Annotated in this window: 10 protein-coding genes; 3 read left to right on the top strand and 7 right to left on the bottom strand. The window is 37.9% G+C overall.

All coding sequences use genetic code 11. The features are described from left to right. Positions 1-3: 3 nt before the first annotated feature. A complete protein-coding gene (locus ACEE75_RS09235; RefSeq protein ID WP_447574271.1) occupies positions 4-1,176 on the bottom strand; it encodes an NAD(P)/FAD-dependent oxidoreductase in 1,173 nt (390 codons plus the stop codon). Between the two features lie 115 nt (positions 1,177-1,291). Between ACEE75_RS09235 and ACEE75_RS09230 the strand changes: the two genes are divergently transcribed. From ACEE75_RS09230 to ACEE75_RS09220, 3 genes are all read left to right on the top strand, one after another. Continuing rightward, entirely contained in the window at positions 1,292-1,807 is a 516-nt protein-coding gene (locus tag ACEE75_RS09230; protein WP_354369622.1) for a DUF536 domain-containing protein, read from the top strand. Between the two features lie 62 nt (positions 1,808-1,869). Further along, entirely contained in the window at positions 1,870-2,457 is a 588-nt protein-coding gene (locus ACEE75_RS09225) for a 3'-5' exonuclease (RefSeq protein ID WP_354369621.1), read from the top strand. Positions 2,458-2,588: 131 nt separating this feature from the next. Beyond that, the gene (locus ACEE75_RS09220; protein ID WP_447574272.1) at positions 2,589-3,317 is read left to right on the top strand and encodes a MerR family transcriptional regulator; all 729 of its coding nucleotides are present in this window, start codon (positions 2,589-2,591) and stop codon (positions 3,315-3,317) included. A 96-nt stretch (positions 3,318-3,413) separates the two neighbouring features. Here the strand turns inward: ACEE75_RS09220 and ACEE75_RS09215 are convergent, their stop codons facing one another. From ACEE75_RS09215 to ACEE75_RS09190, 6 genes are all read right to left on the bottom strand, one after another. Further along, positions 3,414-3,977, bottom strand: coding sequence for a hypothetical protein (locus ACEE75_RS09215; protein WP_447574273.1), 564 nt, complete (start codon positions 3,975-3,977; stop codon positions 3,414-3,416). A gap of 50 nt (positions 3,978-4,027) precedes the next feature. Then, positions 4,028-4,600, bottom strand: a complete 573-nt coding sequence (locus tag ACEE75_RS09210) for a hypothetical protein (RefSeq protein WP_447574274.1) — start codon at positions 4,598-4,600, stop codon at positions 4,028-4,030. 3 nt (positions 4,601-4,603) lie between these two features. Beyond that, positions 4,604-8,251 (bottom strand): GbpC/Spa domain-containing protein, encoded by a 3,648-nt coding sequence (locus tag ACEE75_RS09205; RefSeq protein ID WP_447574275.1) that lies wholly within the window; start codon positions 8,249-8,251, stop codon positions 4,604-4,606. A gap of 395 nt (positions 8,252-8,646) precedes the next feature. After that, positions 8,647-9,474: a PrsW family intramembrane metalloprotease gene (locus ACEE75_RS09200; RefSeq protein ID WP_447574276.1), complete on the bottom strand. Its 828-nt coding sequence runs from the start codon at positions 9,472-9,474 to the stop codon at positions 8,647-8,649. 80 nt (positions 9,475-9,554) lie between these two features. Beyond that, positions 9,555-9,854 (bottom strand): YbaB/EbfC family nucleoid-associated protein, encoded by a 300-nt coding sequence (locus ACEE75_RS09195; protein ID WP_354369606.1) that lies wholly within the window; start codon positions 9,852-9,854, stop codon positions 9,555-9,557. A 477-nt stretch (positions 9,855-10,331) separates the two neighbouring features. Beyond that, positions 10,332-12,620 carry a Xaa-Pro dipeptidyl-peptidase gene (locus tag ACEE75_RS09190; protein WP_447574277.1) on the bottom strand — a complete coding sequence of 763 codons (2,289 nt, stop codon included), beginning with the start codon at positions 12,618-12,620 and terminating at the stop codon, positions 10,332-10,334. Positions 12,621-12,721: the final 101 nt, after the last annotated feature.

Raw genomic sequence — 12,721 nt, 5'->3', positions numbered from 1 at the left:
GGTTTAATACCTTGGTGTTCCTGCCACCCAGCCTGTGCAGAGGGCAGAAGTGATGTTGAAGCCACCTGTATGGGCGTTAATATCTAACACTTCTCCTGCAAAATGAAGTCCAGAAACTTTTTTACTTTCTAGGGTCTTAGGATTGATTTCTTTTAAATCTACGCCACCTTTAGTGACAAAGGATTTAGCCAAAGACATTTTGCCTGTGATGTTGATGGGGAAAGCTTTGAGGTTGTCCACAAGGACTTGCTTTTCTTGTGGGGAGAGTTGCTTGATTTTTTTAGGGAAAGGCTGCGCTAAAAAATCTGCTAGGCGTTCAGGCAGTAAGTCTTTTAAGACATTTTTACAGGATTTTTCACGTTGTGCTTCAAATAAGGTCAACAATTCTTCCTCACTTGTTTGTGGAAGAAAATCAAGATGTGCTGTTTCTCCTCCTTTTACAAAGCTAGATAGTCGCAGGGCAGCAGGACCAGAAAGTCCAAAATGGGTAAAGAGAAGATCATGCGTGATAAGGTGTTTACCATAGCTCAAGGTCACATCATCCAAAGAGATCCCTTGGAGTGCTTTATGTGGAAAATCGGTTAAGAGGGGACTTTCAGCGGCTTCAAGAGCTGTCACATCTAGTTTGAAGTGTCGGGCAATCTCATGACCGAATCCTGTGGAACCTGTGGATGGGTAAGATTTTCCGCCAGTAGTGACAATGAGTTTTTCACAGGTAAAACAAGTATCACTAGATTTGATGTGGAAAAGTTGATCGATTTTTTTGACCGAAACCACTTCAAACTGCGTTTTGATCTGCCCACCTAGTTCTAAGATTTTCTTTTCCAAACAATCGATAATCGTTCGAGATTTATCTGTTGTGGGAAACATTCGTCCGTGGTCTTCTACTTTGAGTTTGACGCCATTTTCTTCAAAAAAGTTTATGATATCATGATTGTCAAACTGTGAGAAAACACTGTAGAGAAAACGACCATTTCCTGGGATACCAGCTAATAGGTCCTCAAGACTACCATTGTTGGTAACATTACAACGTCCACCACCAGTTCCAGCTAATTTTTTACCGAGTTTACGATTTTTTTCAAGGAGGAGAGTTTTTTGACCGTAGAAGCTAGAAGCAATAGCTGCCATCATGCCTGCAGGTCCTCCTCCGATTACGATAGTATCAAAATGTGTCATGCTTTTATTTTACCATAAAAGTTCTATTTTTCACTAATGTGAGGTGTCAAGTCAGATTGACAGTTGTTGTCAACTGTGCTATCATAAATGAAATAATAATCGAGGTGAAGATAGAATGTCAGTTGAAAAAACCGTTAGTGAAATTGCTGAGATTTTGGGTGTCAGTCGTCAAGCTGTCAACAACCGTGTCAAGTCTCTTCCAGAAGAAGATTTAACCAAAAATGACAAAGGGGTGACAGTGGTTAAGCGTGAAGGACTGTTAAAGCTTGAGCAGATTTACAATAAGACCATTTTTGAAGATCAGCCTGTGAAAGAAGAGGCTAATGACCGTGAGTTACTACAAATCTTAGTAGATGAAAAAAATACTGAGATCACACGTCTCTATGATCAGATTAAGGCTAAGGATGTGCAACTAGCTGAAAAAGATGAACAATTGCGTGTCAAGGATGTTCAGATCGCAGAAAAAGATAAGCAGCTAGATCAACAACAACAGTTGACTTTGGCAGCTATGGAAGATAGTAAAAAGTTACAATTAGCTTTGAATGAAGCAAAAGCTGAAGTGGAAGAAATTCAAAGCCAAAAAGAAGTTGAAGCTCGTAAAGGTTTCTTTGCACGTCTTTTTAAAAAATAAGCAGATAAGATGAAAAGAGTGGGGTGTTTAGATGGTTTCCACTCTTTTTTGGAGGAAATGAGATGAAGACATTAACAGAGTATATTGCTTTTGATTTGGAATTTAATACAGTTGATGATGTCAGCCATATTATTCAAGTTTCAGCGGTGCGTTATTGTCAAGGGATTGAAGTTGACAGTTTTGACAGTTATGTTTACAGTAGGGTTCCTTTACAGAGTTTTATCAATGGTTTAACTGGTATTACAGCTGAAAAAATTCAATCGGCACCACAGATAGAGCAGGTGTTAGTGAGTTTTAAAGATTTTGTAGGTCAAGTCCCTTTAATTGGCTATAATGCTCAAAAAAGTGACCTTCCTTTACTATTAGAAAATGGATTGGATTTGACCTCGCTTTATCAAGTTGATCTTTATGATCAAGCCTTTGAACGCCGTAGCACAGATTTGAATGGGATTGCTAATTTAAAATTACAGACAGTCGCTAATTTTTTAGACATTAAAGGTCAAGGACACAATAGCTTGGAGGATGCACGGATGACAGCCCAAGTCTATGAAAAATTCCTTGAGTTTGATGAAAACCGCCAACTTCTAGAAAAACAAGAAGAAGTGAGCATTGATAATCCTTTTGCAAGTCTAGGAAATTGGTTGGATTGATAAAAAATCACCTTAGGTAAGGGCTTGTTTGTGACCTAGGGTGATCTTCTATAATGGATAGGAACAAAGGGAAATCAGGTGCACAGGATTTACACGTTGTCTCATCAGTATATAGAAAGAAGGTGTAGGAAATGTCTGATACCTATTCGACAGGGGAGTTGGCAAAGCTAGCTGGTGTGTCAGTTCGAACAGTACAGTACTATGACCAACGAGGTATTTTAATACCCTCTGAGTTGACAGAGGGTGGTAGGCGTATTTATAACGATAGGGATTTACAACAGCTGAAAATGATCTGTTTTCTAAGGGAGATGGATTTTTCCATAGAACAGATAAAAAGGTTACTGGCTGAGGACGATTCTAGTGTAGTCCTTGAATTGATCTTACAGGAGCACATTGGACATTTAAAAATGGTCCTTTTAGAACAGAAGACCAAGCTTGATACAGCTGTCACTCTGCTTAACAGTTTGAAAACCTATCCCAACTCTTCACTTGAGACTCTATCAGACGTTTCGCTTATCATGAAAAATCAAAAACTTTGGCATCAGACTTTTAGGTTATTTTTCCTTTATCTACTGGGAATTGTAGTGGTTGTTACGTTAGCTTTTCATTGGGCAGATCAAAGGCACTCTCTTTTATTAGGAGGACTAACAGCTGCAGCCTTTTTAGTGGGTGTTTATGGTCTTACCCGATATTACTATCAAAAAATGGTTTATCTATGTCCGCACTGCCACAAGACTTTTAAGCCTACTTATCTGTCTTTTATAAAGGCAAAGCATACACCTAAAACACGAAAACTAAGCTGTCCTAATTGTAAGGCCACCTCCTACTGTTTGGAGCTAGCGAAAGAGCGCAGTAAATAAAGAGAGCTGGTGTCCAATGCCATTACATTAAGTTATTAACCCATAAAAAACTATTCCCACATGTATGATGTGGGAATAGTTTTTTATATTAGCTTTTTATTCAAATTGTTTTTGATAGATCTTATTAAACAGCCATTGTAAGTTGACGCTTGGCTTTGTCTCCATCTTTTCAACAATGGGATTGATCACCTCATCCACATAGCTCTGTGCCTCTTTTTGTCTGACAGCACTCTTGTCATAAATGCTTTTCTTTACACCAGGCTTCTGATAATAGTAAGCCATGAATTTCCCACTCTTATCAAACAAATAAGTGCGGTATATCTCTTCATCTGTACCCTTGAAGATTAGAACTAGATATTTAGAAGAGGGCTTAAAATTTCCTTGACCTACAAAAAATGAATGATTTTTAATGATTGCATTATGACCATCCGTATCGTATCTTAAACCTTTAATAGAGGATTCTCCTAGATAGTCTAGATAGTCTAAAATAAATACCATTTCAGGATTGGCACCTTTTTCGTGAGGGATATGCTTGGCATAGTAGATAAAGTAGGTGGAAAAATTATGGTCAATATAAAGGAAGCTGGTAAGAGAGCTAATAGCTAGCACAACAATTGTGATCATCATTCTTTTGATAAAAGGCATTTTTTTCTTTTTCATTGCTTATCTTCTCCGTTTTTTACTTGATTTCTGGACAGGATAATTGCTTTTTATTCAAATCGTTTTTGATAGATCTTATTAAACAGCCATTGTAAGTTGACGCTTGGCTTTGTCTCCATCTTTTCCACAATGGGATTGATCACCTCATCCACATAGCTCTGTGCCTCTTTTTGTCTGACAGTACTCTTATCATAAATACCTTTCTTTACACCAGGCTTCTGATAATAGTAAGCCATGAATTTCCCACTCTTATCAAACAAATATATGCGGTATATCTCTTCATCTGTACCCTTGTAGATCGAGACTTCATATTTAGAAGAGACGTGAATGACGCCTTGCCTTACTGAAAAAGAATGATTTTTTACGATCGCATTATACCCATCTGTACTATATTTTAATCCTTTAATAGAGGATTCTCCTAGATAGTCTAGATAGTCTAGATAGTCTACAATAAATACCATTTCAGGATTAGCACCTTTTTCGTGAGGGATATGCTTGGCATAATAGATGAAGTAGGTGGAAAAATTATGATAGATGTAAAGGAAGCTGGTAAGAGAGCCAATAGCTAGCACAACAATTGTGATCATCATTCTTTTGATAAAAGACATTTTTTTCTTTTTCATTGCTTATCTTCTCCGTTTTTTACTTGATTTCTGGACAGGTCTATTCACTTTTCTAATAACAGGTGCTGCTCGTCTAATGACTTTTCGGACAGGCTGAAAAACAGGTCTCGCCACTCTCGCTCTTCTAAGGGGTTGTACCACCTTCCTCACCACCCTCTTAAGGGGTTGGGGGACTTTTTTGATAGCCTTCTTGACAGGTTGAGGAATCACTTTCCTAACTTTTGCCATCACTTTTTTAGCAGTAGGGACTTTTTTTATGACTTTATTCACTTTTTTGGGAACTGTTTTAGTCACAAATGTCTTGATATTCTTAATGACCTTAGCCCTTGTTTTCTTGAAAGTCCGCACAACAGGTTTAATAACCTTATTATTGATAGTTTTAATAGCTTTAGTAATAGGTTTAATGATCTTATTCTTAATGGTTTTAGTCACTGGTTTAATGATCTTGTTATTGATGGTTTTAAGGGCCTTAGTAACAGGTTTGACCACCTTTTTCTCAATGGTTTTGGCAATGGCAGCTTTTGTTGTTTTTAGGGGGTGTTTAAGAAACTTATTAATATTGCCGTCATAAAGGACAGTATCCACTTGATGGATGTGATTATCAATATTTTTATACTTCCCGTTTACCACAGAATACCCCAATAATCCAAGACCACCAATGGTTAGAAAACTCGCTACAATTTCGATGAAGGAGCTTAATTGGGCTTCCCCCTTGTCCTTTCCTTTATTCATCCCATAGACTTCCAAAAAGAGGTCTTTCCGCTTTTTATCTAGATGTTCTTGATTATAATAAGCAAGGATGCGTTGATCTAATGGTAAATGCTTATACTTAGGGTGTCTAGAGAGGATAATCGAATCCATATCGGTATAAATATCAGACACTGGCATGGTTGTGAAGATATCCCCAAGTAATGAATTCTGCTCAAGTATAATGTTACGCTGATGACGGTCATTAATGGAGTGGCCTAACATTGGATTTTTTAGAAAAAACGCTAAGAGAAAAGAGCGTGAAGACAGTTTCTTGATCAAATTATCTGAGAATTTTTGGTCCTCCAAAGAAGCAAGTGTTGTCATGACATGGGCAAAATCAATCTTTCCGTTTTCATGATTATCTACTATTGCATTTTTTGCACCATCAGATACCTTATATATTGAACCTTTAAAAGTACTAAAAAAATTCTGTAACTTGTCATCACCATAGGAAGGAGAAGCCAATGTTAAAGCAATATCCCTATTAATTTTATTCAGGTCATGACCATGTTTTTTCTTAGCCTTTTGACCAATCTCTTTAATAAAGTTGATTAAATTATCTTGATAGCGCTCCCCTGTATCGATATTCTTAATTCCAGTATTTTCTCCAAACCAATCCTCTTTATCATCAGGATCCTTCTTATTAGAGGAGTGTTGATTGGGTTTCTTCTGAGACTGGACTCTGACAGGATTCAAAGACTTAATTGACATTGAATATTGAGGACCCAGAGTACCAACAATTTTAGTAGGACTAAAAGTATAGTTGGGGCGATAGCTTGGATAGATTGGACTTTGAGTTGGGCTAACCATTACGGGTAAGTAGTAAACCCTTGCTTTAGCTGTTTTTGAGCTAATCGTTGTCGCCTGAACTGGCTTAGCTACCGCATTTTTCACAACTGGTTTGAAACTAGCCTTGTGGTAAAAGATAACAGGAAGATTAGGTGGTGTGGGTTTAGCTATAGCCTTTGGTTTCTGAGGCTTATTTATCTTTTTAGGTACATTAGGAGCAACTGGCTTCTTTGGAAGAGGTTGATAGTTTGGCTCACTTGGTTTGGTTGGTGCCTGTGGTTTCTGAGGAGAGATCAGTTCAGGTGCTTGAGGTTTATTGGGTTTGCTTGGCTCCTTGATGGCTGTATTGAGTGTCGGTTTCTCAGGCGCTTGGGGTTCTTCTCTTAACTGGGCATCTAATATCCCTGATGCTTTGAGATCCGTATTCACCGCAAACCAGAGGCGTGAACTGTTTCGTAATTGTCCTGGGTTACTGGATTGATTAATATCTACTTGACTATACCGTATTCCAAAGTCAAAGGCAATGGTAGATCCTACAATCTTAGCCACACCAGCGCCAAAGTATTCATTATCATCCCCATCATTATCCCAGTCAGCACGATCATATTTTGACCCATCGGCTTTACTATTGTTACTTCCAAAAGAAGCAACAATCCCATCTTTTGAGGAAACAGATGAACCTGTAATAGGAATAAAGGTCATCGTATCGCTAAGCTTGACGTATTCTTGTTCACCAAACTCAAAACTATGATTTAAAGAAGAAAGAGAGAGTAAAGACGAGGTAGCTTCGTCTAGAATGACTTGTTCGGTATCATTATAGTAAAAACGAATGGTCTGATGAATCGTAAAGTCCGTAGTGGCATGATTATCACCATGATGACCGACATAGATCGTTTTAGTGGGGTCTTTATAGATAAAAGCGGTAGCTACTTGTTCAGGACTAAAGGTAGAGACTAACTCAAAGGTATAGATAACCTTTGTGATAGCGCGTCCCTTATAGGTTGATTTTTCCAGTCCAGTATAGGTGACGGTAATCGGTTGACCCTGTTTTAAGAAAACTCCATAGCCATCTCCTGCCCCAGCAGCGGTAGCTCCCCCCACTCCTATCGCTAAGTTAGGCTGTTGGTCTCTGGTGATGTCCTTTGGATTTCCTGAAATACCTGCTAGGGCAAGGCCAAAGTCATGATTAGCCCCAAAGAAATCTTGAACCCCTTCAAAGCTAACTTTAGCGTTAGGCTCATTTTTGAAGATGAGGTATTGGGCATGAACTTTGCTTAGAAACCCATCTTTTAGGGTGTCAGCTTCAGCTGCCTTAAGCTTTTCGTCGTAAAGAGCTTTCTCAAGCTCCCACTCCCTATGATTCTGTTGGTAGAGGTTGAGTTTCTCTTCATAAAGAGAAAGCAGTTGATCATTGTCTGCCTTGACCTGATCAAATTCCTTTTTAGCCACTTCATAATCATTGAGGGCTGTTTCATAGTTCGCCAGATCTTTCTGAAACTGAGCTTCCTTTTCTTTATTGAGGTCAACCTGTTTCTGATATTCCCCTAAGGCCTTTTGATAAGAGGTTTCCTCTTGTTGGTATTGAGATAGGGCTACTTGATAATCAGTTTTTAACAGATCATTTTTAGCTACCGCTGTTTCATAAGTTTTTAGTTGATTTTGATATTGCTTATAGTCAGTCTGGTATTGTTTTTCTGCAGCTAAATAATTTTGATAGGCTTGTGTTTCTTTTTGATAATTCTCAACCTCTTTTTGGTTGTTCTGATAGGCCTGATCAGCTTTTTGATAGTCCGCTTTAGCAGCTTGATAGTCTGATACCAGCTGATTGACTGTTTGGGTTTGTGCATTATAGTCATTTTTAACTGCCTGTTTTGTGTCGTAACTCACAGTGTCATCTGCGACAACCACAATACCTTCGGAAGCTGCTGTTGAAAGAGCTTGGTTTAACGGTTGATGGTCTGTATAATTCGTTACTTGACTAGCAGTCGTTTCAGATGTATTAGAGTTAGCAGCAGGTGTAAGTGAAATTTCATCAGCTAAGACCTTGGGTGTTGCCAGCAATAAACTACTGAAAAGACTAATTCCTAAAACTTGGTAAGATTTCTTTTTCATAACTATCCTTTCTAAAAGTATAGAGCTATTATACCATCAATGAGGGGGGCTTGAAACAGGCTTTATTCTGTTAGGTGTTATTTTGATAAAAAATCAGATTTCTTACTTCTCCTTGTTTGGGAATCCTTTTTCCTTGATAATAGGAACAGTCAGGTGTTTGATAGTCCAATTTTGCACATATCTAGATGTAGGTGTGAAGCTGTAAAACGATCAGGATTTTAATGATTCTATCTTTTAATCCGCCTACATCTGTAGTATGTTTAAGGAGTTCCATATGAACTCTTTCTAATGATTTGCTTGAACGCTTTTCATCATAGGTCATATGGAGCTTTTTACACTTAAAAAGACCCCATAATCTCTATAGTGGATTTACCCACTATAGAAATTATAGAGCCTTATTTTATAGCTTCTTCCTTATCATCTGGTAGTTGATCAACTGTTTTGAAGGCTAGTAGTAAAACAATCCAGTTTAATGTCCCATAAAAAGTTTCAATACCTGTAAAATCAAGCGGAGAGTTCCACAGGAAGTGAAGGGCTACAGGCGCTAAGAGAAAAAGGATAGCTTTTTGTTTAGAAATGAGGTTGCTTTTTGAGACAAGAGCAAGGAGACCCAGTGAAAAGATAGCCGTAAAGACCCAGTGGCTGACGCCAGATGAGGCGATGCGTTCAAATGCCATAGAGAAAACATTTTGCTCCTTGTTAATCGCTGCTTGAGAGAGGTAGTAAATGTCTTCAGAGAGCTGAAATCCCATACCAGCAATCATCCCGACGACTAGCCCTGCTTTTAGGGATAACTTTCTAAAGAGTAAGAATACCAACAGTACAACTAATCCTTTTCCAATCTCTTCTGCAAAAGGCGCTGTTAGAGAAGCTCCCCAGTCATTTAAAATATGGCGTTTAGGGTCTAAAGTTAGGAGGATGTAAGAGAGACCATCATTGCCCAAGGATCCAATATTTGCTGGTATGAGCAAGCCAAAGAGCCAGCTGCTGATGATTATCGGTTGAGGAATGTGAAAACGTTTTTTGAGGTAGTTGGTTAAAAAGATAAAGGGAATCAGATAAAGTGCCAATAAGCTACAAGCCAATAAAAATAAGGGAAAATCTTTGGCAGGAAGGGCTAATTTCGATAAACTGGAAAATTGAAATTGCATTCCTGAGATACATAAGGCAAGGACCAAGATGGCAATAAATTCTGTCCTAAAACGACTAAAACTCTTTTTCATAATATCTCCTTTTTAATATTGGTATTAAAACTCCCATAAAGGTTAGCACTTGCTATCTCTATGGGAGTTTTTAAGGTCATTTAAAAGGGTAGTTTTCCAGCAAAAGCTCCGAGAGACTTTTTGGTAGCGTCATCAATCTGACTAAGGGCATCATTGATAGCTTGTGCCGTCATATCTTCAAGTGTTTCAAGATCATCAGGATCAACAACGGCTTCTTTGAAGTTGATGGAAACTAATTTTTTGTCTCCAGTGAAGTTGGCTGTAACCAAATCTTGCGCAGATTTTCCTGTAAAGGTTGTTGCCGCTAAGTCAGCTTGTGCTTTTTCCATTTGTTTTTGAAGCTTCTGTGCTTGCTTCATCATGTTTTGCATATTCATCATAAGATTTTTAAGATTCCTTTCGTATCAAGGGGTTAGACCCTCTTGTTGAATTTTTGTTGCCCTATTTTGCCTTATTGTTAAACATTTTCAAAGGCAGAAGCGACTTTTTCTTTCTTAGTTATTATATCATGTTTAGGACATAACTCAAAATTTGGATTGAAGAAGTTGTACTAATAAGTTTGATATTTAGAGCAGTTCCCTTTTAATATGTAAAATAGCTTCCTTTTATGAGGGAAGCTATTTTTGGTCACCTTATATTTATTTCATTTGTTCTAACAAACTTTGAAAAGCTTTAATGCTTTTTTCTTGTCTGTCTTTTGGTAGCTCTGACAGTAAATCCAGTAATTGTGAAACCTCAGGATTATTTTCCTTGATGCTAATATCAAAAAAATGTTCAACATCTGTTTCTAGAGCATCTAGGATTCTCTCAAAGGTATCTATTTTGATATTGGTTGCTAACTGTTCTATCTAATCTAATTAGTTTGTATTTGGTTGAACTGGTAAGTTTATTGTTGACTGTGCCAAATCTACTGTTAAATGATAGTCGGTATTATCACGTATGGTGTGTTCAAAATCTGTTGTATAAAGAACTAACCGCAAGGTATCACCAGCTAAAAATTGATAAATAGTAGGTTGTAAAGAAAGTTCAATGGACATCCATTCATTTGGAACAACAGGCTCTACTTTTAGCAAATGAGTGCGATTTTGCAAGTTTAAAAATCCTTTTGTGACCACGCGCTTCTCTTGCGTTGCAAAGGGAAGTTCCACTAGGTTTTCACGTGAAAAGTTGACACCATTATCTAGGCTTTGAGCAAATAGAGGGCGAGGATTGTCTCCAAAACCTTTTTTGGTGGTATGATCTAGTATCTGGGCAGAGAGGATGCCTTTATTGGTAGAGGATTTTAGGCGAAGGTTTAGTTTGATTGGACCATTGATCCATAAATCCTGTTTGATAGGGAAATCGATCGTCACTGCCTTAGTTTTTTGGCTAAACAGATCAGCTTTAAAGTGATGAAAGTTTTTACCATAACGTTCAAAATCATCTTGAGTATAGGCATTAGGGATGGTTTTTTCTTCTTGGCCAAGGCCAAGACGCTTGTTATGGGAGCTTCCAAATGTTTCTAAGTTTCTCCATGTTTGTTCAAGGTTATTGTCTTGCCAAATAACAGTAGGCAATTTAAAATGTGTCCCGATATCTAGGATGCGATCACACAAAAGTGCATTTATGGTTTCTCTAAAATCAATAGACTGCCAATTGTTCATATAAACATGGGCCCCTTGATGCAAAAAGACATGTTTTTTAACAGTATCAGGAAGTGCCTGCAAGATATGATAGACCTGTCCCGGTTTAACATTCCAATCTTGCAAACCATGGGTGTAAATGACCTCACAGTTAACGTTGTTGGCATGGATGAGATAGTTACGATCATGCCAAAATTGATTATAATCGCCAGATAGCCTATCAAGAGACTGGGACTGTTGATCTAGTTGTGTTTGATAAAGGGCATTGTTTTTAAGGTAATCTCCAGCAAGTAGATTACGAGAGTAGGTTAGTTCTGTAAGGACATCTAGATCCTCACCAGGATAACCTCCAGGGCTACACACCAAACCATTTTCACGATAGTAGTCATACCAAGAGCTAATTCCAGCTTCTGCAATAATGACTTTTAAGCCCTCAACACCAGTAGTAGCCAGTCCTGTGGATAAGGTTCCTAGATAAGAAATTCCGCTAGTAGCCACCAAGCCAGAAGCCCAGTGAGCGGTGACCTTTTGATCACGTTTACGGCTGCTATAAGCATTTGCTCTGCCGTTTAACCAATCGACAACTGCTTGATAACTTGCAACTTGTTGGTAATCTCCAGATGTCATAAACCCATCAGAACCTAAAGTTCCAATTCCAGAAACGTAGATAGAAGCAAATCCTCTAGCTAGCATATAATCATTTAAGGTATAACTGCGGATATGACTAAATGTTTCGAGTTGTTCTGCTTCTGGAACAGGTGTTTTAGGAATTTTTGCAAAGGTTAGTTCCTTATTTTCAACAGAGATTGTATGTGGAGGTTTGACAGAGAGTTCACCCTCCATTTGATAAAGTTTATCATCGGACGCTTTATCATTGATGCCTTCATTGTAAGGACTTTGGGTCATGATGACTGGTAATTGATGGGATGTTCTCGGCCGAATAATACGGACTCGTACAAGATCGTATTGTCCTTTATTTTGCGTATCAAGGGGTGTTTCGACATAGACAACTTCCCGAATAAGATGAGAGGTATCAAAAGTGGCTAGACTTTTTCCATTAAAAAAATGGTAGGTATTATCTGCCTGTATCAAGCCTGTGCTGACAAGTTTATCGATTAGGCTATTACCTGACTTTGTTCGGCACGTTAATAATTGATAGAGATTTAAAATGAGGTTAGCTTCATCATATAGGATAGGAAATTGACAATCCTGAACAAAACGTCCTGCATCACTAAAATCAAAATTAGGAACAAACTCAAGTGCCTGTAAGGCAATAGTGTAAAAGATTTCAGGACTAAGAGCTTGATTAGACTGTAAAAAATCAAGTAAGTCTGTCTGTTCATCCGCAATCCAATCTTTTAAAACCTCATCACTTTCAGGGTAATTAAAAAAAAGACGTTTTAGAAAGACTGTTAAATTTTCTTTAGGTGTGAGAGCTAAAGAAAGTTGAAAGCCAAGATGCGTTAGTTCGCTAAGTGCCTTTTCCATCGTTGTTGGAATATAACTGTATTGGTTAAATTTCATAGGGGAACCTCACAAGTAAGCGTTTTTATTTTAAGAAGTGCTTTACTTTATCCATTATACTTGATAGAATGTTAGATGTCTAAAAATATTTACAATTTTGA

The organism is Streptococcus sp. 11273D007BT, assembly GCF_053547195.1.
The sequence above is the reverse complement of the archived record's forward strand: the minus strand, read 5'-3'. Positions and strand labels throughout refer to the sequence as shown.